Origin of the sequence: Pseudovibrio axinellae (assembly GCF_900110875.1) — a bacterium.
Lineage (GTDB): Bacteria > Pseudomonadota > Alphaproteobacteria > Rhizobiales > Stappiaceae > Pseudovibrio > Pseudovibrio axinellae.
This window is the reverse complement of record NZ_FOFM01000015.1, coordinates 42,549-68,365: the sequence shown is the minus strand read 5'-3', so window position 1 is coordinate 68,365 and position 25,817 is coordinate 42,549. Positions and strand designations below refer to the sequence as shown.

Here is a 25,817-nt window from a genome sequence, read left to right as displayed (position 1 = left end):
TCAAAGATGCAGCGACTGGCGTAGGGTTTCCTTGGGTGTGCAGCCGAACTTCTGACGGTATTGCTCTGCAAAGCGGCCTAGGTGAAAAAAGCCCCAGGCAGTGGCTGTGTTGGTCACTGTGGTTTGGGGCGTTGGGTTGCTTAAATCAATCCACGCCTTCTCCAGCTTCATATCGCGGATGACCTCCAGCGGAGAACGGTCTCGATAGGCACGAAACGTTGATTGCAACGTTCGAACACTGACGCCCGTTGCCAGGGCAATATCGGCGACGGTTATGCTTTGTTGTAAGTGTGCTTCTATGTAGGCTTCCGCCTGACGCACAATCTTGGGCGCAGGGCCATTGAAACGACCTGACGTGGCATCGCCTCGCTTCAGGTTGTGAGGATGCGTTTCCAGCAGCCCCAGGATAAGTGTTTGCTCCAGCTGTCGGCTTATAACGCTGTCGCAACCAATCATCACATTTCCGCAGCTTGCTTCGTGAATGACGTAGTTCAGCAGGTTAATAAATGCGTGCCCCATACCCTTGAGGAGATCGGTGGGGCCGGAGAAGCGAATGTGGCGCTCCTCTGGAAGGCCAAAAAATGCACGCGCTTGGTGCTCTAGAGTGCGGCGATCCACCTGAAGCATCAGCTGCGCGCATTTTTCATCCCAGATCATTCGCGTGTCGCAATCCGGATTCAGCGTGCTGCCTGTTCCCCCGCCGATTTCATGGTGATTAGATCCATTGCAGATGGAAGCATTGCCTCGTAGCGGAAATTGGAACAGGTAAAATGATCCAAGGTCCCCGGGAGCAATATGGGCCTTGGTACCGTACTCCAAAAAATTGATGGATACAGCGCTTCCGGCAAGGCGGTTCTGACGGGCCCTGAACTGGCCTTTACCAACCATATTCAAGCGGTGATCACAATAAACCCGCGCAACTTTTTCGCGGGCCTCATCAAGACAAGATGTTTTGAATAGGGGCCATTTGGACAGAGGTGCTGATCTACTGATTGCTTCTCTGTCGCGGTTTTTAGCTAATACCATTGCAACCCCTCCACCCGAATATATTTTAAACATAAAGAAATTAACTGCGCAATCCGGATTTTAATCGCGCATTACGGATAGCAGCCGGGCCACTGTCACCGACATGATGAGCAGATAAGAACGACAGAGAGGAACTCAGATGCGTGGATTGGACGGAAAAGTTGCCATCGTACCGGGTGGGGCAACCAAAATTGGTGTGGCGGTGGTTGAGGCGTTTAGAGAGAAGGGCGTTAAGGTTGTTATTGCTGACATTAACGTTGACGCAGGCAAAGCGCTTATTGGAGAAGGTGTCGCTTTTGTTGAGGCAGACCTGCGCTCTGATGACGACATCGAACGGCTGGTCGAAACGACCAAGGACAGATTTGGGCGTGTAGATTTCCTCGTGAACGTTGCAGCGACTTATCTGGATAACGGTGCGGAGAGCACGCGTAGCGAATGGCTGGAAGCGTTGGATGTGAACCTGATTGGCTCCGTTATGCTGATGCAAGCTGCCCGTGAAGAGCTTAAAGCCAATAAAGGTGCGATCGTTAACTTTGGCTCCATTTCATCACGTGTCGCCCAAACGGGGCGCTGGCTCTACCCCGTTTCCAAGGCCGCCATTTTGCAGCTTACGCGTAATCAGGCCATGGATCTGGCGTCGGACGGTATTCGTGTAAACGCAGTCTCACCAGGGTGGACCTGGTCAAACATCATGGATGAACTCACGGCAGGAAACCGCGAAAAAACCGACACTGTCGGAGCCGATTTCCATCTTTTGCCACGCGTTGGTGACCCGGAAGAAGTTGCAGCAGCGATCATGTTCCTTTGCTCAGATGAGGCCAGCTTCATCACTGGCACCGACATTCGTGTCGACGGTGGTTACTCCACAATGGGACCGGAACGCGCTGAACCAGCCATCCCGCGTTTAATGGACTAACTGCGCCACGACCATTTGATTTTGAGGAAATGACCAATGAAGAAAATTAGTATTGTTGGCGGCGGTCAATCAGGCCTCCAGCTGGGTATAGGCCTTTTGAAAAAAGGGTATGACGTTAAGATTATTCAGGACCGTACGCCGGACCAAATTGCATCTGGTTCAGTTTTGTCTTCTCAGTGCCAGTTTGATGCTGCTCTGGAGCACGAGCGTGAGCTTGGTATTGAATTTTGGGGAGACACATGTCCAGCAGTGGAGGGGATTTCGTTCTCCGTGCCAAATCCAAATGGGCCGGGCAAGGTGATTGATTGGGCAGCACGGCTCGATAATAACGCACAGTCCGTTGATCAACGCGTGAAGATGCCGCGATGGGTTGAGGAGTTTTGCCGCCTCGGTGGAGCTTTGGTGATTGCAACGGCTGACATTGCCTCCCTTGAGGCTGAAGTAAAGTCGAGTGACCTGGTTATTGTCGCTTCTGGGAAGGGCGAAGTCGGGAAGCTGTTTGAGCGAGATGCACAGCGCTCCACGTTCGATGCGCCGCAACGCGCTCTGGCTTTGACATATGTCCATGGCATGAAACCGCGCGAAGAGCACTCTGCTGTGAGCTTCAACCTTATTCCTGGTGTGGGAGAGTACTTTGTTTTCCCGGCACTGACCAAGACCGGTCCCTGTGAAATCATGGTGTTTGAAGGTGTTCCAGGCGGTCCAATGGATTGTTGGAAGGATGTTAAGGCGCCACAGGCGCATCTGGCGACGTCATTGAAAATCCTCGAAACCTTCACGCCTTGGGAGCATGCACGCTGCAAAAATGTTGAACTGACAGATGCCAATGGCGTTCTTGCAGGTCGCTTCCCACCGACAGTGCGCAAGCCGATTGGTACTCTGCCGTCTGGCGCAAAGGTGCTGGGTCTTGGTGATGCTGTTTGCCTCAATGATCCGATTACCGGACAGGGTGCAAATAATGCCTCGAAAGCGGCGGCGATTTATCTGGATGCTATTGTTGCTCAGGGGGAGCGCCAATTTGATGAAGTGTGGATGCAGGCTGTGTTCGAGCAGTTTTGGGACTATGCAAACTGGGTTGTGCGATGGACCAACATGATGCTGTTACCGCCACCGCCATTTGTGCTCAAGCTAATGGGCGCAGCGCAGGAAATTCCGCCATTGGCGCGACGTATAACCAACGGCTTTGATGATCCCCGCGATTTCTTTCCATGGTTTGCTGAGGAAACGGCAGCTGAGGACTATCTCAAATCCTTTGAGGCTGCTTGATGACGGTTAGCGTTGAAACATTTCGTTCCACCATGGCACTTTTTCCTGGTGCTGTGAACGTTATTACGACTGGCGCGGGTGAGTTGCGGCGAGGGATCACTGCCACAGCCGTTTGCTCGGTTACCGACAGCCCGCCCAGTATCTTAGTGTGCGTAAATAAGAAAACGGGCACTTGTGCGGAGATTACTCGTTCTGGCCGGTTTTCGGTTCAGCTGTTAGGCGAGGAGCAAACCAGTTTAGCGATGACGTTTGCGGGGACTGACGGCCTTACTGGTGCAGAGAAATTTGACAATATTGAGTGGTCCGAGTGCCCTCTGGGGCTTCCTCAAATTGATGATGCAATTGCGTCTATATCTTGTGAGGTTTCAACCTCGACTGAGGCCGGTAGTCATCAGGTCTTTATTGGGCGTATTGAACATATGCAGACTGGGCAGGGTGAAGCTCTTGTATACGCTCAATCGAAGTTTCATAAGCTTGCGAATGTGCATCAACGATAGTCGGTTTTAAGCACCCCTAGGCTTCGTATGGCATCAAGGAACATCTAACCTTGGTGCCATTTTTACGCGCAGGTCTGGGTGATCAGTTGGCTAAAAATACTACGTATATAAAATATACTCATGATTGTGAATTGTTGCCTCAATATGCAGTAGAAATATAAAAAATAACAACATACTGATAAATAACAATATATTACGACGAAATATTTGACTGCTCGGTTTTCTGACTGATCCGGTGAATTAAGTTCATTCTGTATTTATTTTATACTTGACGAATAATAGAAATATGCGCTTGCATATATATCACTAACAACGGACGGGTGCCCGTCCTCTGGGGGGAAAGAAATGACTGTTCAAGATACACTCCTGTCCGCCACGGACACACTCGCAAGCTTGTCGACCGCATTGCTGAATGGGACCGTAAAAGTCGTCGATTGCGCCGCTCCGCTGGGTCCAAATACTCCGCTCTTAAAGTTGCCGCCTGAGCTCGCTGTTGATACGCCCAAAATCGAAATTCATGAGATCTCTCGCTACGATGAAAAGGGGCCGTTCTGGGCGTGGAACTGGCTTAAGCTGGGAGAGCATTCTGGGACACATTTTGATGCGCCTCAGCATTGGGTCACCGGCAAGGACTACCCGGACGGGACCACCGACACGATTGATGCGCAAGCCTTTGTCGCACCTGCCAACGTGATTGATTGCTCTAAACAAGCGGCCGAGAATAGCGACTTTTTGCTGACGGCAGAAGGCGTGAAGGCCTGGGAGGCCGAACACGGCGAAATTGGTGAAGGCGAGTGGGTGCTGATGCGCACTGACTGGGATCAGTATAACACTGATGAAGATAAGTACCTGAACGCGAACGAAACCGGGCCACACACACCGGGACCAACTGTAGACTGCATTGAATACCTGCTCTCAAAGAAAGTTTTGGGCTGGGGTACACAATGCATTGGGACTGATGCGGGTATGGCTGGTGCGTTTGAGCCTCCGTTCCCGGCGCACAATCTGTTGCATAAGAATAATCGCTACGGTCTGGCCTCCTTGGTGAACTTGAGTCAGCTGCCTGCAAAGGGTGCTATCTTGATTGCCAACCCGCTAAAAATCGAGCGTGGCACTGGCTCTCCAATCCGTGCGCTTGCATTGGTACCAGCAGCTTAATCGCGGGAGTTTGGAATATGACTGCCCTCGATTATGCCATTGTTGGTTCTGGAATAAATGCACTGGCAGCGGGGGCAGTCCTTGCCAAAGCTGGTAAAAAAGTTGCGCTCTTTGAGCGTGAAGCGGTTGCAGGCGGCTGTGTCCGCACCGAGGAGCTTGCTCCGGGGTATTTGTATGACCCGTTAGCAACAACATTCGTCCTTTGGGTGACGGGTGGTGCACATGCTAAACTTGCCGGTGATCTTGAGCGTCATGGTGTAGAGTTTTGTACCACGCAAACCCCGACCGGCGCGCTATTGCCGAACGGTAAAGCGCTTACGTACAGCACGGATAGAGCAACCAATGTGGCGGCATTCAATGCAGCTTCGGCAGGTGATGGGGATCGACTGTCGAGTGATCTGGATGCTTTCGCGCAGGATGCGGACCTGTTGTTTGGTTTAATGGGTGGTGATCCTTGGTCGCTTCAAACAGCTAGCATGCTGGGGAAACAGGCTTGGAAACGTGGGCCACGTAATCTGGCAGCTCGCTTTGGCGAAGCGCTGCAACCCATGCGTGGGTGGTTGGAAACATCGTTTGACAGTGAGTTGTCACGGGCACTTTGGGCGCCTTGGGGCCTTCATGCTGGGCTGCCACCAGAAGCGTCGTTTTCGGGGCAAATGGGGCAGATTATTGGTTTTGCCTTAGAAGCCGCCGGAGCACCTATCGTCAAAGGCGGTGCGGGCAAAATGGTGGAAGCGTTGAGCGCCATCATCAGAGAAAACGGAGGGGTGGTGCACCTTTCCGCCCCTGTTGAGCAAGTCACTGTAAAGAACGGCAAGGCAACAGGTCTGCGCCTTCGGAGCGGGCAGGAAATTAAGGCTGGCGGTGTCCTTGCCTCTGTCACACCTAACCAGCTTTACGGCAGTTTGGTCGATATGCCAGAGCGTAAAGAAAACCTGCGAAAATACCGCTATGGACGAGGCAACTTCCAGCTTCACTACGCCCTCAAAGAAGCTCCCGAGTGGGCGACGGAGGGTCTGGACGAGGTGCAGCTGTTGCATTTAACCTCTGGGCTTGATGGTGTCTCAAAGGCGTCGAACGAAGCGGAACGCGGCCTTTTGCCTGATATGCCAACCATATGCGTTGGACAGCCCAGTGTTGCAGACCCCTCTCGCGCTCCAGAAGGAGGCGCGGTGCTGTGGTTGCAAATCCCTGATACCCCGCGGGTGATCAAGGGAGATGCTGCGGGACAGATCGCTACGCCGGATGATGGCAGCTGGGACAATGAAGTGCGCGAAGCATTTGCGGACCGCGTTGAGGAACTTCTGGCAGCGCATATACCCAATTTAAAGCAGAATGTGGTCGCCCGTAAGGCTCTTTCTCCCTCGGACTTGCAGGGTATGAATATGAACCTTGTTGGTGGTGATCCGTATGGTGGGGCGTGCTCTATTGATCAGTTTTTTGCGTTCCGTCCGTTTCCTGACAGCAAGCGACACAGCACTGGCGTGAAGAATCTTTGGCAAATTGGGGCATCAACCCATCCCGGGCCCGGGCTGTCCGGAGGTTCGGGGCTGCTTGTTGCTGAGGAGATTCTTGGATGAGTGGAGATGAGTTGGAAAATTTTACCCCGTATCTGCTGAACCGCATCATGGCTCGTTACAACATGGGGGTCGAGCAGGCGTTGAAGGCAGCAGGTGTTTCTGTCCCACAAATGCGCACTCTGACGGTTTTGGACAAGCGCGGCCCGTGTACCATCAACGAGCTATCGGTGCTTACCGTTATCAACCAGTCCACTCTGTCGCGCACCCTTGATGCTTTGGAGGATTTAGACTGTGTGCGCCGTGAAACTGACGCGAATGACAGCCGTATCCGCCGTATCCATCTGACCGAAAATGGGCGGGAGCTCTGCACAAAAACATGGCCAAAAATGAAAGGCATGGAAGAAACCATGCTCGCCAGTTTAACGCAGGAGCAGAGGCAGGAGTTCAACAGCTTTCTTAAGTGCATTCTTCACGACATCCGATGCCACGAACTATGAGTGAGAAGGAATAAAAAATGGCTGAGCGTTCATTCGCCAGAGAGGTCGAGAAACTTCGACTAGGCGAAGGTGAAACCTTCAGCGGTGAAGGTATTTTGGCTATCACGAAAGCCCTATTGGAAAACGGTGTCGGCTATGTCGGCGGCTACCAGGGCTCACCCATCTCTCATCTGATGGATGTATTGGCAGATGCCCAAAGTATCCTTGGCGAACTCGGCGTCCATTTTGAGGCCTCAGCCTCAGAAGCGACCGCCACAGCTATGCTTGCAGCTTCTGTCCATTACCCCATTCGTGGCGCTGTGACCTACAAATCAGTCGTGGGTACAAATGTGGCCTCGGACGCACTTTCAAACCTAGCTTCTGGCGGTGTGACAGGCGGTTCACTCATCATCGTGGGGGAGGACTATGGCGAGGGCTCTTCCATTATGCAGGAGCGAACCTATGCCTTTGCGATGAAAAGCCAGGTGTGGATGTTGGATCCGCGACCGAACCTGCCATCGATTGTCCAATCGGTTGGTCAAGGGTTTGAGCTGTCGGAAGCGTCCAACACGCCGGTTATGTTGCAGGTGCGCATTCGCTCTTGCCACGTGCATGGGCACTTTACAGCTTCAAATAATAAGCGGCCGAACATGAGCGTATCTGAGGCGCTGGAGAACCCGAAGCGGGACCTCAACCGGATTGTTTTGCCCCCAGCGACCTATTTGCACGAAGATGAAAAGCTTACGAAGCGCTGGCCAGCAGCGGAAAAGTACATCCTAGAGAACAACCTGAACGAAGAGTTTGGCGATCCGGCAGGGAAGGTTGGCCTGATCATTCAAGGGGGAAATTACAATACGGTTATTCGCGCGCTAAATCGTCTGGAACTGGCGAATATCTATGGCGATACCGACGTGCATATCCTTTGTCTGAATGCGGTCTACCCGTTGTGTGAAAGTCAGATATTGAGCTTTAGTGAGGGCAAGGACGCTATCTTTGTGATTGAAGAAGGCCAGCCTAACTTCATGGAGCAAAGCATCGGCCATATGCTCTATAAAAATGGCAGCAAAACCAAGCTGGAAGGCAAAGGGATGCTGCCGCTTGGGGGGGAGCTGACCGGGCAGGTTGTTCTGGACGGTTTAGCAAGCTTTTTCAAAGCTCATGTGCCGGGATTGCTCCCAGCATCAAAGGGAGCTCACAATGAACCTGAGCTCAAGATGCCTGATCTTTCGAAAATTCTCCCGCCGCGCCCTCCCGGATTTTGTACTGGTTGCCCAGAACGCCCGATTTTCGCGGCGACTAAATTGGTTGAACAGGAGCTGGGAAAGCACCACATCGCCTCTGACATCGGGTGTCATCTATTTTCCATTATGCCTCCGTTTGATCTGGGAGCAACGACAATGGGATATGGGCTTGGGCCCGCGTCAGCTTCAGCATTTCACAACGAGAACAAGGATGGCAGGAAATCAATCTCTTTCGTCGGAGATGGTGGCTTCTGGCACAACGGTGTGGCCTCTTCCATCGGTAACGCGGTGTTTAACAAGAATGATGGCGTTATCGTTATCGTTGACAACTATTATTCGGCTGCGACTGGCGGGCAAGATATCTTGTCCTCTCGCGCTAACAACAAAACCAAGCAAACCCAAAACTCCATAACCAAAGCAGTGCAGGGCATGGGGGTGAAGTGGGTACGCCAGTTGGACCGCACCTACGATGTAACCAAGATGCGTGACACCCTCAAAGAGGCATTGAGCTCGCAAGAAGAGGGGCCAAAGGTGATTGTGGCCTCCTCTGAGTGCATGTTGAACAAGCAACGCCGCGTGAAGCCTCAATTGGCGAAGGACGTGAAAGAAGGACGTCGTGTCGAACGCCCTCGCTTTGGCGTGGACGAAGATGTGTGTACGGGTGATCACGCCTGCATGCGCCTTTCCGGTTGTCCTTCATTGTCCGTGAAAGACACAGGCGATCCGCTCCGTGATGATCCGGTGGCTGCCATCGATCAAACGTGCGTTGGGTGTGGCAACTGCGGAGAGGTTGCCGATGCGGCAGTATTGTGCCCGAGTTTCTATGAAGCTCGTGTGGTTTCCAATCCAACAGGGGCAGAGCGGCGCCGCGCAAACCGGGCCAACAAGATTATGAGTTGGTTACAAAAGCGCCGATATGCCCAACAGGTCGTGCTGTCTTGAGGAGCTAAACTGATGACACTTGAAAAAACGTCTCAATTTGTCGCGCGGCGTTCTCCTGGGGCTGATGGCGAGCGGATCATCACGCTTGCAGCGCTTGCCGTTGGTGGACAAGGTGGCGGTGTTTTGACGAACTGGATCACCGCAGTGGCAGAGGCCAATGGTTACAACGCTCAATCGACCTCCGTTGCGGGGGTCGCACAGCGGACCGGTGCAACGATTTACTATCTGGAAATGTGCCGTGATACTGGCCGAAAACCGGTGTTTGCGCTCTCTCCAACTGAGGGCGATGTCGATATTCTTGTGGCCGCCGAGCTTATGGAGGCAGGGCGAGCGATCACCCGTGGTTTTGTCATTCCGAGCCGTACCACTGTGATAGCGTCCACGCACCGCATTCCCGCGGTGAATGAGAAGACCGCTCCTGGTGATGGTCGCGTTGACGGTACAGCTGTGTTGGAGGCGATGGGGATCGCCGCCGATCATGTCGTTGCCTTTGATATGGAAACGGTGGCTAAAGAAGAGGGCTCGGTGATTTCCTCTTCACTGTTAGGGGCGTTGGCTGGTTCTGGAGCGCTGCCGTTCCCGCGTGAAAGCTATGAGGACGTCATTAAAGCATCAGGCCGCGGGGTTTCCGCTTCCATTCGTGCATTCAACAGGGCGTATGATTGTGCAACGGGCAAAGAAGTTGCTCCGCAGCCGCAACCTGTAAGCAACCCAACGCCTAAGCTGTCTGTTCCCAAAAAGCTAAAGTCGCAGTGGTTGGCGCTGCAAAAGCGCGTATCTGATTTACCAGAGCCTGCACAAGAGATGGTGACGCTCGGCTTGAAGAAGGTCGCTGACTATCAGGATATTGTCTACGGTGCGGAGTATCTCGACCGTTTGGAACAAGTCGTTTGCTTGGATTTTGCGCCTTATAGGTTGACGCAGCAGGCGGCAAAATACGTTTCCCGTGCAATGTGTTACGACGACATTCTGCGCGTGGCAGATTTGAAGACACGTGGAACACGTATGGAACGGGTGCGTGATGAAGTAGCTGTCAATGATGATCAGGTTCTCATGTTGACGGAGTACTTTCACCCAAGGTTTGAAGAGTTTGTAACAACCCTACCCAAAGCATTGGGACGCTGGCTTTCGCGCAACAGAAGGTTTGAGGCGTTTTATACGCACCATTTCGACAAAGGACGACGGATCCGTACCGATCAACTGTCCGGCTTTCTTGCGCTTTATCTCGTGAGTGCGATGCGTCCATGGCGGCGTAAACTGCTTCGGCATGAAAGTGAGATGGCGCACGTTGATGCATGGTTTAATAAATCGCTGGAGGTTGCGCGCCATGATCATGCATTAGCCTGCGAGCTTCTGGCGAACTATCGTCTCATTAAGGGGTATTCAGATACCCATGTACGCGGTCTTTCCAAGTTTGCCCGTGTCATGGGTGCTCTGGACATGTTGCAGGGCCGTCCTGATGCAGCAGATTGGATGTGCCGACTGCGCGAAGCAGCGTTGAGCGACGAAAACGGCGATGCATTGAATGGTGCCCTCAAGACCGTCCTCTCCTTTACGCAGATGGAGGCAGCATGAGTTCACCTGTAATCATTGGCGCTGGTATCAACGGGTTGGTGGCCGCCGCACAGTTAGCGCTTGCTGGTAAGCGTCCGATTGTGCTGGAGCAACTGGACCGACCCGGCGGCGCAGTGAGAACAGAAGAGCTGACGCTCGCAGGTTTCAAACATGATGTTGCGGCTATGAACCTGTCCCTGTTTGCGGGCTCCGGTTTTATGGCAGCACACGGGGATAAACTTGAGCGGTACGGGTTTGAGCTGGTGCCGGTATCGCACCCATTTACGCAGGCAACTTCACCCCAGGATGGACTGGGGATTTCGACGGACCGCGAGGCGATGCTTGCTCAGTTTAGCGAACATGACCGCAAAGCATGGCAAGCCTTGGAAGTGCAGTTTGGCTCCCACATGGACTTACTCGTCGGCTTGTTGAATGGCCCGATGGGTTTGCGTCCGCTGGCTTCTTGGATGTGGCGTGCCTGGCGATCTCTTGGGACTAATGGTCTGGTTCAACTGATCCGCTTGCTGCTTTCCAGCCCACGTACGTTCTTAAACGAGACGTTTGAAGATGAGAAGTTAAAGACCGCTCTTGCCAGCTGGGGTATGCATCTGGACTTTGCGCCGGATATCGCAGGCGGGGCAATCTTCCCCTATCTGGAAGGCATGGTGGGTTCTGCCCTTGGTATGGTTATTGGCAAGGGAGGTGCCGGTAACCTGACAAAGGCTCTGGTTGGGCTCATTGAAGAGAACGGCGGCCAAATCTTGTGTAACCGACCAGTGAGCGCCATTCGCCATAGCAGTGGACGGGTTACTGGTGTCGTGAGCGGTGAACTAATTGCAACCGACAATGTTCTTGCCGGTCTTGCCCCCAAACATTTGCTCAGGTTGTTAGGCAGTTCGGGGAAAGCAGACTTTGACTCTAAAATGGCCAACTTTGAGCACGCGCCTGGGACAATGATGATCCACCTTGCGCTGGACGGACCAGCGCCGTGGCTGAAAGAGAGCTTCAAGCAATACGCCTACGTTCATATCGGCGAATCCATGGACGACATGGCAATGGTCTATGCGCAAGCAAAAGGGGGATGCTTGCCGTCTCGTCCGGTTTTGGTGGTCGGTCAGCCAACATTGTTCGATCCGTCCCGTGCTCCAGATGGCAAGCACATTTTGTGGGTGCAGGTTCGTATGCTTCCTGCTGAAATTAAGCGTGACGCTGCAAACCAGATCACTGAGCGCGATTGGGGCAGCGTGAAGGATATTTATGCTGAGCGTGTTCTGGACATGTTGGAAGAGTATGCCCCGGGCTTGCGCGAGCTTACGATCGGAAGACATGTGGTCTCGCCGTTAGATTTGGAAGCGGAGAACCCGAACCTGGTGGGTGGGGACCAGATTTGCGGCTCGCATGCACTTTCACAAAACTTCCTATTCAGACCCGCTGGCGGTTATCCAGACGGACGCACGCCAATCGCTGGACTACGATTGATTGGCGCTGCCACATGGCCTGGAGCTGGCACAGGTGCTGCCTCAGGATACAGATCTGCACTTTCATTAAAATAATAAAAACAAACACTTCTAGACAATTCTTGTGAGGGGAAAGAATTAATGAGTATTTCTAGACGTAATTTTCTTGGTGCTTCAGCCGCCTTTGCCAGCTTGGCGACGCTTCCAGGTGGGCACGTGCTTGCACAAGGGGCGAGGGGCATCACAATTGCCTACAATATTCCAGTTCTTTCATGGGATCCAACAACAGGTCCCGCGGCTGTCAATCCTGTGCTTCAGGCGATTTACCTTGCGGTGTTTGACCGGTATGTGGACCAGAAGCCAGACTTGAGTTTTGGGCCCGGTATTTTGACTGATTGGGGGTTCTCAGAGGATAAATCCAAGATCCACATGACAGTGCGTGAAGGCGTAAAATGGCATGATGGTTCAGACCTGACTCCAGAGGATGTGGTTTGGTCACTTGAGCGGGCAGCGAACCCTGAAACGGGTAACCCAATTCAGTTTGTTTGGTCCAAGATCGGGAACATCGTCGTTGCTGGCCAGAATATCACGGCAGATGTATTGGAGTTTGAACCTGCCATTTTCAAATGGATGGCATTCCTTACTGGCTTTGTCATGCCGAAAGCTCACTACGAGAAAGTAGGCGCTGCAGGGTTTGAAAAGGCTCCAGTTGGTTCTGGCCCATATATGATTGACCAGTTCGAGCCAGGTGCATTTGTTCGTTTGAAGGCAAATCCGAACTACTGGGGCCGTGCACCGGAGTTTGAAACGGTTACCATCAAATTTGTTACGGACGCTGCAAGCCGTGTTGCAGAAGTTGTTTCCGGTAGCTCTGATGTCACGCTGAATATCCCTTATGAGGACTATAACCGTCTCATTAAGACCGAACACTTGAGCGGTACTGCGGTGCCAATCAGTGATATTGGTATGATTTTTCTGAACGATATTGACGTGATGAAGGACAAAAATGTTCGTCTTGCCGCGCACCATGCAATCCATAAAGAGTTAATTATTGACCGGCTTTTGAAAGGTTATGGTGTACCTCTTTCAACGCTAGATGCGCCTGGGTATGCAGCCTTTGATCCATCCCTAAAGTTTGAATACGATCCAGAGAAAGCGATGGAGCTGCTTGCTGCTTCCGGGTACTCGCCTAGTAACCCAGCAAAGTTCAAAATCCAGACAACGCGTGGGTTTAAGCCAAAAGATTTTGAGATGATTCAAGCCATCGTTGGCATGTGGCGCAAAGTTGGCATTGAAGCAGAAATCGAAGTCTACGAAATCGCAAAGCACTACGAATTGCGCGCTGCGGATCAGCTGGCCCCTGCCGCTTTCTACAACTGGGGGAACTCTACCGGAGATCCGTCCACGTCGACCGGCTTTGCAATGTTTGGCCCATCTCCTCACTCTGTTTGGGACACGCCTGATCTTATCGAAAAGATTGGTCCGCTGTTTTCCGAGCCCGATGAGGAAAAGCGGATACAGGGTTACAAAGACGTCTCCAAATATATCATGGAGGAAGCCTATGTGATCCCGCTGTTGCAGTATGCAATGCCAGTTGTCTATTCCTCGTCGCTTGAAATTACGCCTTACTCTTCAGGCGATCTCCTGCCACAGGCAATTCGTTCGGCATCATGATTTTGCGGGGAGGCACCTCGCGGTGCCTCATCCGTTCATTGGGAGATCCAATAAATGATAATAAGGTCTTTCCTTGCTCGGTTTTTCTCCACCCTTGTTACGCTGTTTGGTGTTGCCGTGGTTGTTTTTGTGTTGGTGCGAATAGCGCCGGGCAATCCCATTGCAATGATGTTGCCTCCGGGTGCAACTGAGGAAGATGTGGCTCGGCTACGAGCGCTATATGGTTTCGATAAAACTCTGATCGAACAATTCTTTGTCTGGCTGGGGAATGTGATTTACGGAGACTTTGGTACGTCGATCACAATGCGCCTGCCAGTGTCTGAGCTTGTTTTACAACGATTGCCTGCAACTTTGGAGCTCTCCATCATGGCGCTTGTGATTGCGCTGGTGTTGGGCGGCTCTCTAGCGGTTTTCGGAGCGCGCTTCAGGGGCCGTGCGCAAGAGGTTGGCGTGGATATTTCTACGGGAGCAGCGCTGTCCGTGCCGGACTTCTTATGGGGGCTGCTGCTCATTCTCGCCTTCGGTGTTGCATGGCCTGTCCTACATATTTCAGGCCGGGTTGATCCTCACATGGACGTCGACCTGACGACCAACTTTTATTTCTTTGAAGGGCTTTTGCTGGGAGATTTTGCGCTTGTTTCAAGTGTGCTGTCCCACATGCTGATGCCAGCCCTGGCGCTTGGCTTGCCCCTTGCAGCCATGATTGCGCAATTGTTGAAGCAAAGCCTGAAAGAGCAACTGGATCAGGACTATGTGAATCTGGCGCGTGTGCGGGGGCATGGGGAAACCCATGTAATTTTGAGCGAGGCACTGCGCAACGCAGCTCTGCCGACCCTGACGCTGATTGGCGTCCAGTTCGCCTTTCTCATTGGCGGGACTGTGATCGTGGAGCGCCTCTTCGCCTATGAAGGCCTTGGTAACATGGCAATTGATGCAGTGATCAATCGCGACTTACCGCTGATACAAGGCATCGTATTGCTATTTGCGGTTTTGTTTATCGCCATCAACCTGACGGTTGATCTGACCTATAGCCTGTTGAACCCGAAGTTACGCCATGACTGAAACTCAGAATATAATAAGTGCGCCTCGGCAACGACATAGGGCTGTTAACTATCGCCTTTGGCTCCCGCTGACGTGGCTTTCGCTCGTGTTTGGTGCCGCGATTTTTGCACCATGGATTGCGCCGCTAGACCCTTTGGCGCAGGACCTGCTTTATGAACGCCTGCCACCTGCCTGGGAACAAGGGGCTGAACCGGGGTATTGGCTTGGAACTGATGGATTGGGCCGCGATGTCCTTTCTCGCATTATCTACGGTGCCCGCATTGCGATTGTCGTCAGCCTCATTGCGGCGACGGCTGCGGCTATTTTCGGCTCTGTTTTGGGTCTACTCGCAGGATTTATGGGCGGCTGGTGGGATCGGGTGATCTCCCGCATTATTGATATCTGGATGGCCTTTCCTCCGGTTCTGTTTTCGGTGTTGTTAGTCGCGGTGATGGGCACAGGCCTTGCGTCGGTTATCGTTGCCATTGCAGTCATCGACTGGACACGCTTTGCCCGTGTGGTGCGCGCAGAAACGCTTGTTCAATCGCAGATGGATTACGTGGATAGTGCTCTCATCGGCGGGGCAGGGCGCTTTAAAACTCTGCTGCAGGAAGTGTTGCCAAACGTACTTCCCGCAATTGTTGCTCTGTTTGCTCTGGAAATGGGCATTGCGGTGATTGTGGAAGCGATCTTGAGTTTTGTGAACCTTTCCCTTTCGTCAGACGCGCCGACATGGGGCGGAATGATTGCAGAAGGCCGGGCAACTGTTCACTATGCCTGGTGGGTTCTTGTCTTTCCTCTGGCGGTTCTTTTTTTAACTGTGCTTAGCTTTAGCCAGCTGGGTGAGGGGTTGAAACGTCAATTTGATCCGGTGCTGCAATGACCCAGAATGTATTTACCCTTGAAATTAGCGGCCTGAATGTGTCCTCTCATAGTGGTACTCGCGTGCTAGATAACATTTCTTTGCAGGTAGAGCCGGGAGAGGTGAGGGCACTTGTTGGTGAAAGCGGTGCCGGGAAGTCAATGATTGGTCGCGCTGTATTGGGAACATTGCCCCCGATACTCGACAAGTCCAGCGGGCACATTATCCTCAATGGAAAGGATTTATCGCTCCTGTCTGAGCGAAAGCGACGCGAGTGGGTCGCCCATAATGCCGCTCTCATTCCTCAAGACCCACTGTCAGCGCTCAATCCCGTGCGAAGGGTTGGGGCGCAAATCATCACACCCCTGGTGAGGATACACAGTTGGTCTAAGCGAGAAGCGGAGGACCGGTGTCTGAGTTTGTTGGACCAGGTTAAGATACGTGATCCCAAACGCGTCCTTAAAAGCTACCCGCACGAGCTTTCTGGGGGGATGCGCCAGAGAATTCTGATCGCGGCGGCCTTTGCCAATCGTCCACCACTGATTGTTGCAGATGAGCCAACAACAGCGCTTGATGTAACCGTGCAAAAAGAGATCCTTAAGATCGTCCGCCTTTTGCAGGAAGATACAGGAACCGCTGTTCTCTTCGTCACCCATGATATGGGTGTGGTAGCACAGGTTAGCCAAACTCTGACAGTTCTGTTTGGTGGGAGGGTCTTGGAGGATTCCAAAACTCACGATGTATTCACACGCGACGCATCACATCCGTACACACAGGCACTGATCCGTTCCACGCCCGACTATCACAGTGCTGGCGGAAAGTTTGTGCCTGTGCCAGACAATGTCATTGCAACGCTGCATGCCCAAATGAGGGAGAGGCTTTCATGAGTGATTTGACACTAGAGCGTTCTTCCCAAACTGGGGACCTTAGCAATGCAGCTTTGTTTTCCATCAGAAAGCTGAGTGTATCGTATCCAGACTATGCTCATAAACCACTTCTAAGGGTAGCTCCGCGTATCGAGATTTTGAAGGGTGTAAGTTTTGATTTAAAGGCAGGGTGCATAACCGGGCTTGTGGGGGAAAGCGGATCTGGTAAAACGACTCTGGGTCGCGCACTGGTCCGTTTGCTAAAACCCGATTCAGGGGAAATCCTCTATAATAGCGTGAATATTGCGCAGATGGATCAGCGAGATCTGCGCCCTATTCGCCGAGATCTGCAAATGATCTTTCAGGACCCGATGTCATCGTTGAACCCACGTCATCCTGTGTGGAAGATCATAGCACTTCCCATGCGCCGCTATGGATTGGGGGGCACACGTAAAGACGCCTTGGAGGCGCTGGAACATGTGAAGTTGGGCGCCGCCTTTGCTGACCGGTACCCACACGAGCTTTCTGGTGGACAGCGACAACGCGTCGGAATTGCCCGTGCGATCGCAGTAAAGCCCAAGTTCATACTGGCTGACGAAATTGTCTCTGGCCTGGATGTTTCAAGTCAGGCAAAAGTACTCATGCTGTTGCAGGAGCTGAAGCGGGAAATGAACCTGACAGTTGCCTTTATCAGCCATGATCTGAGCGTGATCCGCCATCTTTGTGACGACCTTGTTGTGCTCAATCATGGGGAGATTGTTGATATGGGACCGGTACATAATGTTTTCGACCAACCAAGTTCGCAGGTAACGAAGCGGCTTATCAAAGCCATCCCGCTGCCGAGGATTGATGAAAGCTGGTTTGACGAAATAGTGTAAGGGTCGCAGATCTGTCAGAATGTATTGAGAAACGGCCTGCCTGGCGGCGGGCCGTTTTTATAGTAACGCAAAACTGCTTGAATTATTAACCGCGCGGGGCGTGGCGAATATCCAGCATGATCGAAATCGCGCGTGCAACGTCGGGCTCAGAAACTTCATTGAGCAATTCGTCGACCCAGGCGCGATGCGCGGTGGTTGCTTCTTCCATCAACTTACGCCCCTTATCCGTGGTCTTAACCAGATGGGCGCGACGGTCATTTTCCATGCTTTGACGCTCTACCAGACCGTCTTCAACGAGTTTTTCGACGATGCCTGTGACGTTGCCGCTAGACACCACGAGCTGCTCTGACAATTCAGTCATGCGAAGCCCTTCTGGCACTGCATAAAGCGTCGCCATCACATCAAAGCGCGGGAGTGTCATCTCAAAATGCTTACGCAACCGCTCGCGCAAGGCACTTTCTACAGTGCGGACGGCTTTAAGCATGTGCAACCACAGGCGCACGCGCTGAGTGGCAAGAGTTTGGTTCGTAACTTTATGTGACATAGTTTTCTTAGGAGAAATATTTGTTATCTGTTGCGTTGTTTTAGATCTAAAGCAACTCACTAAGCAACAGTTTATTGACGAGATCGCAACAAAGTTAGGTTGCGATCTGAAAGTTTATCCGATCACTCTGTTTTTTTGCCGCTTTTGTTAGCGCTCAAGCGGGCGTGCTGGCCCTATCTTTGGAGTCGCGACTGGTGAAGCAATGCCGTAAAACACTGTAATGCCTGATCCGCCTCCTTTAGTTGAGTCACGGCGAACAGGGTCACGTTCAACCACGGCGCTTCCTATGTTCCAGTTGTTTGCGACCCATACATTTCCTGCGGAGTCTATCGCTGCATCTGTTACCTTCTGCACGGTGCCAGATTGATAGTTATGGATGAGGTCCCCGCGTGAGTATCCTTCTGGGCACTGGCCCGTGGCGCCGCAAAAATATAGCAAGCTTTCGCCTAGGAAATTACCAACCCAAACATTGTCATTTCCATCAAGCGAGATACCCCAGGGTGCGTTGATTTGATTTTGTGCACCTTTAAAGCTGAACGTGTTGCCCTCAGCTGTGATCAGTGAGATATGGCCGGTTGGAACCAAATTGCTGTTAATGAGAAAATTTGTATAGGCAATCTCAAACTCTTTCATGATTGTGCTTGGGCCCGATGGAAACCTTGGAGGCGGAAAACTAGCGCTCATGTTGGAGGCAACCCATACGTTGCCGCGCGAGTCGATATCCACTCCTCTCAAGCCAGCGCCAAGAATAATCCGTTCAGCTTTTTCTGGCTGCTCAGCTGGAAATTTGGTAACCCATGAACCTTGGGAGTTGGTGACCCAGACAATGTTATCGTTGTCGACTATGACACCGAAGGGCGCTGCGAGCTGGTCGACGTTAACGATACGGCCATCTGCAGGGTCTCCGTGTGGAAACAAAACCAACTGGTCTTTTGTGGCATCAGCAACCCAGACATCCCCGTTGGGTGCAATTGCTATGCCCTGTCCCTCACCAATCGTATTCCCAAGTGTGATGCCTTCTTGAGGCCCTAGCGGAATGCCATCCAGATCAAAAACGCCTATTACGCTATTGAAGGATGAGACCCAGACCTTCTCGTTATCGACCGCAGTTCCCCAGCCCACGCCATCCACTGACATGCCGGTGTATCCGGTAATTGGTGGTGAAATCGCCGCACCATTTGAGCTGAGCTTTGCGAGGCCTCCTCCAATTCCGTTGACGGAGCCTGCCTGAGTTCCCGGCATCCAGTTTTGGCCTGACCACATGTTGCCGGTGGCGTCAAACTGAAGACGGCCAGCACTGAATACACCTCCACCAGAAAAACGGAGAGATAACGAAAAATCATCAGGGGCATACATGAGATATGGAAGATATGTAACACCAGCCCGCCGCGCTTGAGGATTTGTAGATTCTGGCACAGTGAAGGCTTGGGTAAACACTTTAAAAAGTGCCTCTGCTTTCCTCCAGGGCGCCTTCGCGATTGCGGTTATAGCCTCCAGTGTGTTGGCCGTTTCTCCTGCGTATTTGAGAAACTGATCACAATGTTCCTCCTTGCCCGGGATCGCACAAAGCGAAACAAGATTACCCAGCGTGTTTATTCGGCTGAGCGTTTCAGATTCTGTGCTGTTATTTGGGTCTAACAAGACTTCGCCCCACCCACCTGTGCTGAGGTTAACGAAGTTGGGTACATTTCCAGATGCGATTGCAAGCGCCACCGTGGGGCCACTAATCGTCGAGCCTGAGATAAACTGTGCGTGCGTAAAAACAGACGCAATTGTGGTGAGTTCATTCACCCGGTATGACACAGAGAGCGTGTTTCCCAGTGCGGTAAGTAGGCTGAGTTTTCCAGACTGTGCGGTCGCAAAAAAGTAACTGTCCTGCCCAGAGATATCTGCATAAAACTTGCCGTCGCTGTCAGTTGTCCCGCTAGCTGCTTTTTGGGGAGCGCCACCAGCTGATACCCTCCATATGGTGACGGTTGCATCAGCAACTGGCTCGCTTGCGGCTTCGACGGTAAAGTCGATTGTCTTAGCAACAGCGCTGGTTGCGATTAGGAGGCCCAGCAGACTGGCAAGTGATGAATTGAGCAGGACATGCATGATGGCGATCTCAATATTTTGTTGAAATGATCAGCTGCGGCTAGCACAATGTTTGCGACGCAGCGCTTTAACCCGCTGGGAAGTCCGCGCCGAATTCTACATCTTGAAAGGCTAAGGGAGCTTGCTGTCTTTCTAGAACCGCGGTCTTTTTTCTACTGAGCTTAGCGACCAGTTAATGTCAGACAGCACATTCGGCAGCACATCGTGCGTTCAAAACTTTGCACCAGCGAGCCATCGCAGGTCTTTATACAATGTCTATGTGCTGGTTGGCGATGTGTGGAAACCGTGAGAAAGGTTGTTAAATGCAGACTGGCCGAGTGGTCTTGCTCAATGGGGCCCCAAGAGCAGGCAAGAGTAGTGTGGCGTGCGCCCTTCAGGCGCAAGCAGATAGCCCATGGATGAACCTTGGTATCGACGCAATCCTTCGACATGTAACCCCTGCAAAAATGCAGCCCGGTATAGGATTGCGCCCGGGAGGAGAGCGAAAGGACTTGGAAGATTTTGTAGGGCGTTCCTATCTGGCGCTTTACAAGAGCATCGCTGCCCATGCAAACCTTGGTTTTAACGTTATCGCAGACGTTGGGCATCATGACAGCTATGTTAATTTAAACGGCAATTGGGCACTTTGCTTGCGCGAGCTACAAGACATTGAAGTTATGATTGTTGGCGTTTTCTGTCCGCTAGACGATATCTTGGAACGGCGGTTACATAGCGAAGGCCCTTATCTCACTCAATGTGCTGATGGCGAGATACCCAAACCCATTCTTCTTTGGCAGGAAGAGGTTCACAAGCCGGGTATTTATGATTTGGAGATAGATACCGCTCGTAAAAGCCCTGACGAATGCGCAAAATTGATTTTATCAGAGCTTTTAAAAAACAGGAATTTTGGTGCGAGAAAGATGATTATCGCTGCCTACTAGCTTAGGTGATCTACCTGCTGATCTACTGAAGACAGGCGCGGTATGATGGTGCCGGGCGGCAGCAGGGTCCCTGGGGCAAGTACAGAGTTTGCGCCAATTTTACAGTCGTCTCCGATGAGTGCCCCAAACTTGCTCACTCCGGTTGAGATTGCCCGTCCATCTCGTACAAGTTTGATTTCTTTGTCTTTCCATTCGTTGCGATGGTTTGCAACCGCCACGCCAGCTTCCAGATTGATGCCTTCGCCCAAGATCGTATCTCCGATAAAACCCAGGTGAGCTAACTTTGATCCGTTCAACATGAAACTGGATTTAACTTCGCAAAACGGCCCAACTGCGCAACCTTTGCCTAAGAAAACTCCGCCTCGCAAATAACAACGAGAAGAAACGAAGGCATTGGGCCCAATGATGACAGGCCCTTTCAAAACTGCCCCGTCTTCAATCGTTGCGGTTTCATGAATAGCCTGTCCGTTTTCTTTTTTGTACGGACCATCTATACGCTTGATCAAACGATGGACCATCTGCTCAGCGTTGGATGTCAGGACCCACGGAGCAACGTCAAAACTGGCGAACTCCTGTTTATCCCAGTTCGCAATGTACTCATGTACCTGCATCAAGAGCCCCCGGTATGGCGATGGATCTGGCTGAATATTGCCAGATCCACCGTTTCATTGCGATTAGATGTTTAGTGGAGTGTAGCACCTGCACCTGCTGAAATATCAGGTATTGGTTGCTGGGCCAGACTAGGTTCAAGCGTTTCTGGTCGGAAGAACGGATTTGCACCATCTTGCGCGATGAGGCCGTCAATCATGGCGCGGCTCTCTTGTGTCGACTCCGGCCAATCAACCTGATTACTGATTGGGAACTGCTGTTTCAGAGCACCGAGCACGCTTTGCGCAGTCTGCTGGGCTGCATTGGTACTCTCGTCGGCGCTTGAATGACCCGAATACCATGCATAATAACCTAGCACCTCGCTGCAAAAGAAGCTTTCCCAACTGTCGAAAACTTCCGCTGCAATCATCCGGAAGTTATGCAGCTGTTCCCAAGCGTCTTCTTTTGTCAGATACCCGGCCATATAAGCAGAGCGTGTTACGAAGACCCCTCTTGAAATATCGTAGGCCCAACCCAGCGGGATGATGCCATGCCGACCCTGTGGTTTGAAAATGTATTCAATAGCCTCTGCTGGCATATTGTAGATATGCTTGAGGTCGCTTTTGAATATTTCTCTGCCGAGCTGTCGAGCATAGGTCAAGATCTTGGACTTTAAGTCCATTCCCATCACGAGCACAGGTTGCGTATTTCCAAAATCTTGAAGCATTTCTGTGATATACGTTTGCAGTTCCTTTTCGCTGATCTTTAGCGTTGAGAAGACCTTTCTCTCAGCTGCGAGCGATGCAACGCCAAACTCTTGTTCGTCATCAAAGATCACGCGATGCAGTTCAGCTGGGTCCATCTCGCTTTCTTGCGTCATGAACTTGTAAATTCTGTCAAGTCCGTCTTGATCGATATTGTTGATGATAGCAGTGCGATGCTGGCGACCAAGGCACAGCTTTTCCAGCATATCTAAAGTGCTTTTGCGGCCTGAGAGGCCCCAATCGTTTTTGAGCATTTTTGCGCGACTATCGGAAAAGTAGAATTTTAGAAATTTGAACTCAATATCGTTAACTGGATCTTTCGCAAGCTGGGCGTTGTTACAAAACGGTCCAGCCTCAAGGGTGTGGTACCACCCCATGTCTCTGTAAATGAACCGGGCACACAAGTTGACTGCCTGTATTTCTTCCTTTGAAAGCGGCTCATTACCTCTTACCTTGTGATATTTGGCCAGCTCGGTTGCAGGTTCCCTGCGGTGTGCAGCCGTCAGCGCAAGCCATAAAACCAGAGCCATAAACAGTAGGGAACGAAAAAGCAGGCCATCACCTGCCGCCCAAAAGGCCAGACCAGCTGGAGCAAAAATGATCATGTAGATTACCCATTGAGCCGGGTCGCGGAACCTGAACAGATTTTTCCAAAATGGAAGCTTGCGAACGGGAACTTCTCTGGTGTCATCCATGTTTTGGATGATGTCCTCTAAATAAGCTTTGGTCATTAAAGTCGAGCGATCTTTCATACTGCCGGGGGCGCTCAAATGGCTTCCCCGTGTCTTGCCGCTCCCTCCTACAATTAGGTTGTGGAGGGCACGTATTGACACTGTGAGACGGATACATCGTTCAATCGATATCCTGCGTGGCTTTTCTGAAGGTGTTGGAGGTTTACGAGCATTGCAGAAATTCAGTAACTGTATCGCAGCACAGGCAATAGTCGTTTGCCGGCCTCTTGCCAAACCTGCTCACGCCTTGTTTGCAAAAACGAAGCCTAGGCCTTTCAAACGCTCAAAAAGCGCACAATTACACCATTTATTCGATGAAATATGAGATGCTTGCGACCGGGCCTGTTTAAATTAGTTCTAAAAACTACGCGATTTGTCGCAGGTGTCATTCACAAGAATTTTGATCGGGCATATAGCTTGTATTTTCTTGTTTGCTTGTCGCCAGAAGGTTACCCAGCGATTGCTTTAAGAGATCACCATAGAAAGCCCAGATCCAGCCAGCACAAAGTCTATCATGCGGTCGTGGTGCCTGGTGTTCAGCCTGTTCAAAATGAATTTAGCTGCAAAAGTACCCACACTAATAAACGAACCCACGAGTAACCCGCCAAGGAGTGTTTCGTAACTCATAACATTTAGATAGCTAAAGGTTGCCGCTTTGGAGCCAAAGACGAACAAGGAAGCTGCAGCCTCTGTTGCGATCAACGCACTCTTCACTAACCCAAAGGATGAAAAGACCGCTAGGCTGAGTGGGCCGGAGGAGGCGACCAGCCCTGTAATAAAGCCGATGAGGGCACCGCCAGAAAGCAAGTGAATTGGTTTGGAGCCAATGTTCCTAGAACGTAAGACATAGCGTATCGGGATAAGGGCCAGAAAGAAAACACCCAAAATGGTGCTGCTGACAGACTCTGGTATTGCGATGAGTAAGTTCGCGCCCACTGCCGCCATTGGAATGCTTGGTAATGCGTAAAAGAAGACAGCGCGCCAATCGATCTCATTCCACCAGATATATACGCGGCCACAATTGGCTATCAAAGCAGCAATAGCCATTATGGGTATCGCAGCCTTGGTGCCAAATACCATTACGAGGATTGGAAGCAGGATAATCGAAGATCCAGTGCCTACGATGCCTGACAATATTCCGGCAAACATGCTTGAAAAAGCGATGATTAAAATGCTCAAGAAGCCTCTCTGACCTGAAAAAGCAGAGTTTACGAAAATGTTGTTGCTCTTACAAGTTGAGCACATCCCCTTTTCGCAGTTGTTTGTTAACGCCGATTTTAAAGGCTGAGCAGGACTAACTGGTAGCTTATTGGTTCCCTACCAAGTGTACACAGAGCTGGGTGCCGGTATTGGGAGTCTCATAAAGATGTCAACGCTTACCCCTGCGGGTCAAAGTGTTTGATCGTTTGAAGAATTCTGGATCCCAATCCGTGATGGACATCGATTCAACTGTGCTTTGGAGGCGGATGACCTGATCTGATACGAGGGCGGAGAAGCCTGTGCTCGCTAATTCTTCCAGCATGCCCAATTCCATAAAGGCCTTTTGCCTTGGTGATTTGTAGGACTTGTATTCTCCGTTCCATTTGCTCGCAAGGTTTGGGTTTTCAGCAAAGTCTATGAGCGTTTTACTCTCAGGCTTATCTTGTGTTTGCTGTGGTGTGTTTTGCTCTGCTGGCTTGGAGTTTAGCCATTCAATTGTCGCACCTTCTATAAAGGGTGTCCCATCTTCAAAGCAGAGTTCCCGAAGTTCAGGTATGCGAGTGATAAAGTGCTGAGTGCTCTCCAAAATAGCGTTTGATGCTTGGATATGGTCAGCCTTTAGAGCAAGTTGAGCAGCAAGAAACTGGCCTTCGAGCCAAAACGGCATCGAAAACAAGGTGGTCTCGAGCTGATGAATGATATTGATATCGACTGTTTTGCTTTCAGCTGCTTGGCGATATTTGTCGCAGGTATCCACTGAAACTGCTGGGATTATCGTTCTATCTTCTTTTTTGATTTGTGGAGCTGCATTCAAATCTTGCCAACACGCGTGCCGACGCAACTGATAAATGTAAGGAAGTGAAGGGTCTTGTTGAAAAATAGACGTGCAAATTTCTGCTGTTACACGCTTGAATGAACGTGTATCCATCGACTTCGCATTGCTCAATACTTCCGTCGCGGGGCCCAATCCTGCCCCCAATGATGGGTCTGGTTTTTGATCCTTGGTTTGCTCTTCTAGTTTTTTCTCCAGCTGCGAACGTTCAAGTAGCAGCCGGAAACCTTTGGTTAGACCTTTGTCGATGAGCAACTGGTTCAAGGTCAAGCGCTTTAGGCTTTCCTCTAGCCCATCGGCTTCACTACCTCGTTTCCCTGGCAGCGATTCCATATCAAATATTTTGCACGATCGGCGCAGAATGAGCTCAAAACGGCGGTCTTCTTCAGGGTAGAGGTCGGCCAAAGGGAGCGACAAGTAAGCATCAAACCCGCGAACGCAACTTGCTAGAGCACCGCGAGTTTTACGTGTCATACGCGAAAGGAGGAGCGCCTCAAGAACAGCGCAGCTCTTTTGGGTCTCCTTCAACATCGCAAGTGCGCTGCTCTCTACAAGGTTCCAGTCGATTGAACCATGTGAAAGCGTACCGCGTTTCATTAACTCATCGCTCACCTCATCAAAATCTGGGTGATCTTCGATATCCTCTTGGAAAGGGGCCTCAATCGGCGCGAGGATGGCCTTGGCAAGGTCGTCGTAAGAGGTGACGAAGATTTCAGATATAGGCTGTGTTACTACCTCGTTGAGGCTATCCTTATTCTCCATTTGCA

General features: G+C 51.4%; 22 protein-coding genes. 15 read left to right on the top strand and 7 right to left on the bottom strand.

Annotation, left to right across the window (positions count from 1 at the left end; all coding sequences use genetic code 11):
• A complete protein-coding gene (locus BMZ51_RS20715) occupies positions 1-1,026 on the bottom strand; it encodes an AraC family transcriptional regulator (protein ID WP_068011073.1) in 1,026 nt (341 codons plus the stop codon).
• 139 nt (positions 1,027-1,165) lie between these two features.
• Between BMZ51_RS20715 and BMZ51_RS20710 the strand changes: the two genes are divergently transcribed.
• The 14 genes from BMZ51_RS20710 (at position 1,166) to BMZ51_RS20645 (ending at position 17,374) form a co-directional block, all read left to right on the top strand.
• The gene (locus BMZ51_RS20710; protein WP_068011071.1) at positions 1,166-1,942 is read left to right on the top strand and encodes an SDR family oxidoreductase; all 777 of its coding nucleotides are present in this window, start codon (positions 1,166-1,168) and stop codon (positions 1,940-1,942) included.
• A 36-nt stretch (positions 1,943-1,978) separates the two neighbouring features.
• Positions 1,979-3,208, top strand: a complete 1,230-nt coding sequence (locus BMZ51_RS20705; RefSeq protein WP_068011069.1) for a styrene monooxygenase/indole monooxygenase family protein — start codon at positions 1,979-1,981, stop codon at positions 3,206-3,208.
• Complete coding sequence (locus tag BMZ51_RS20700) at positions 3,208-3,705, top strand: flavin reductase family protein (protein WP_068011067.1); 498 nt, start codon at positions 3,208-3,210, stop codon at positions 3,703-3,705. Before BMZ51_RS20705 ends, BMZ51_RS20700 begins: the two co-directional genes overlap by 1 nt.
• A gap of 345 nt (positions 3,706-4,050) precedes the next feature.
• Positions 4,051-4,863, top strand: coding sequence for a cyclase family protein (locus BMZ51_RS20695; protein ID WP_068011065.1), 813 nt, complete (start codon positions 4,051-4,053; stop codon positions 4,861-4,863).
• 17 nt (positions 4,864-4,880) lie between these two features.
• A complete protein-coding gene (locus tag BMZ51_RS20690) occupies positions 4,881-6,443 on the top strand; it encodes a phytoene desaturase family protein (RefSeq protein WP_068011063.1) in 1,563 nt (520 codons plus the stop codon).
• The gene (locus BMZ51_RS20685) at positions 6,440-6,880 is read left to right on the top strand and encodes a MarR family winged helix-turn-helix transcriptional regulator (RefSeq protein WP_068011062.1); all 441 of its coding nucleotides are present in this window, start codon (positions 6,440-6,442) and stop codon (positions 6,878-6,880) included. Before BMZ51_RS20690 ends, BMZ51_RS20685 begins: the two co-directional genes overlap by 4 nt.
• A 17-nt stretch (positions 6,881-6,897) precedes the next feature.
• Entirely contained in the window at positions 6,898-9,042 is a 2,145-nt protein-coding gene (locus BMZ51_RS20680) for a thiamine pyrophosphate-dependent enzyme (RefSeq protein WP_068011061.1), read from the top strand.
• 12 nt (positions 9,043-9,054) lie between these two features.
• Positions 9,055-10,617 (top strand): indolepyruvate oxidoreductase subunit beta family protein, encoded by a 1,563-nt coding sequence (locus tag BMZ51_RS20675; protein ID WP_068011059.1) that lies wholly within the window; start codon positions 9,055-9,057, stop codon positions 10,615-10,617.
• Positions 10,614-12,149 carry a phytoene desaturase family protein gene (locus tag BMZ51_RS20670; protein WP_068011058.1) on the top strand — a complete coding sequence of 512 codons (1,536 nt, stop codon included), beginning with the start codon at positions 10,614-10,616 and terminating at the stop codon, positions 12,147-12,149. Before BMZ51_RS20675 ends, BMZ51_RS20670 begins: the two co-directional genes overlap by 4 nt.
• A gap of 45 nt (positions 12,150-12,194) precedes the next feature.
• Positions 12,195-13,727 carry an ABC transporter substrate-binding protein gene (locus tag BMZ51_RS20665; protein ID WP_068011055.1) on the top strand — a complete coding sequence of 511 codons (1,533 nt, stop codon included), beginning with the start codon at positions 12,195-12,197 and terminating at the stop codon, positions 13,725-13,727.
• Between the two features lie 54 nt (positions 13,728-13,781).
• Complete coding sequence (locus BMZ51_RS20660; RefSeq protein ID WP_068011053.1) at positions 13,782-14,789, top strand: ABC transporter permease; 1,008 nt, start codon at positions 13,782-13,784, stop codon at positions 14,787-14,789.
• Positions 14,782-15,651, top strand: a complete 870-nt coding sequence (locus BMZ51_RS20655) for an ABC transporter permease (RefSeq protein WP_068011051.1) — start codon at positions 14,782-14,784, stop codon at positions 15,649-15,651. The genes BMZ51_RS20660 and BMZ51_RS20655 overlap by 8 nt, the downstream gene beginning before the upstream one ends.
• Positions 15,648-16,517, top strand: a complete 870-nt coding sequence (locus tag BMZ51_RS20650) for an ABC transporter ATP-binding protein (RefSeq protein WP_068011049.1) — start codon at positions 15,648-15,650, stop codon at positions 16,515-16,517. Before BMZ51_RS20655 ends, BMZ51_RS20650 begins: the two co-directional genes overlap by 4 nt.
• Complete coding sequence (locus tag BMZ51_RS20645; protein WP_068011046.1) at positions 16,514-17,374, top strand: ABC transporter ATP-binding protein; 861 nt, start codon at positions 16,514-16,516, stop codon at positions 17,372-17,374. Before BMZ51_RS20650 ends, BMZ51_RS20645 begins: the two co-directional genes overlap by 4 nt.
• Positions 17,375-17,459: 85 nt before the next feature.
• On the opposite strand, the gene BMZ51_RS20640 is transcribed toward BMZ51_RS20645, so the two are convergent.
• Complete coding sequence (locus tag BMZ51_RS20640) at positions 17,460-17,918, bottom strand: MarR family winged helix-turn-helix transcriptional regulator (protein WP_068011044.1); 459 nt, start codon at positions 17,916-17,918, stop codon at positions 17,460-17,462.
• 147 nt (positions 17,919-18,065) lie between these two features.
• A complete protein-coding gene (locus BMZ51_RS20635; protein WP_068011042.1) occupies positions 18,066-20,015 on the bottom strand; it encodes an NHL repeat-containing protein in 1,950 nt (649 codons plus the stop codon).
• Positions 20,016-20,317: 302 nt separating this feature from the next.
• Here BMZ51_RS20635 and BMZ51_RS20630 point away from each other — a divergent pair, with 302 nt between their 5' ends.
• The gene (locus BMZ51_RS20630; RefSeq protein WP_068011040.1) at positions 20,318-20,935 is read left to right on the top strand and encodes a chloramphenicol phosphotransferase CPT family protein; all 618 of its coding nucleotides are present in this window, start codon (positions 20,318-20,320) and stop codon (positions 20,933-20,935) included.
• Here the strand turns inward: BMZ51_RS20630 and BMZ51_RS20625 are convergent.
• From BMZ51_RS20625 to BMZ51_RS20610, 4 genes are all read right to left on the bottom strand, one after another.
• Positions 20,932-21,546, bottom strand: a complete 615-nt coding sequence (locus tag BMZ51_RS20625; protein WP_244271432.1) for a DapH/DapD/GlmU-related protein — start codon at positions 21,544-21,546, stop codon at positions 20,932-20,934. The genes BMZ51_RS20630 and BMZ51_RS20625 overlap by 4 nt on opposite strands.
• Before the next feature lie 71 nt (positions 21,547-21,617).
• A complete protein-coding gene (locus tag BMZ51_RS20620) occupies positions 21,618-23,018 on the bottom strand; it encodes a DUF1266 domain-containing protein (protein WP_068011036.1) in 1,401 nt (466 codons plus the stop codon).
• Positions 23,019-23,483: 465 nt separating this feature from the next.
• Positions 23,484-24,197 (bottom strand): sulfite exporter TauE/SafE family protein, encoded by a 714-nt coding sequence (locus BMZ51_RS20615; RefSeq protein ID WP_161941260.1) that lies wholly within the window; start codon positions 24,195-24,197, stop codon positions 23,484-23,486.
• 190 nt (positions 24,198-24,387) lie between these two features.
• Positions 24,388-25,812: a TssA family type VI secretion system protein gene (locus tag BMZ51_RS20610; protein ID WP_068011106.1), complete on the bottom strand. Its 1,425-nt coding sequence runs from the start codon at positions 25,810-25,812 to the stop codon at positions 24,388-24,390.
• Positions 25,813-25,817 lie beyond the last annotated feature (5 nt).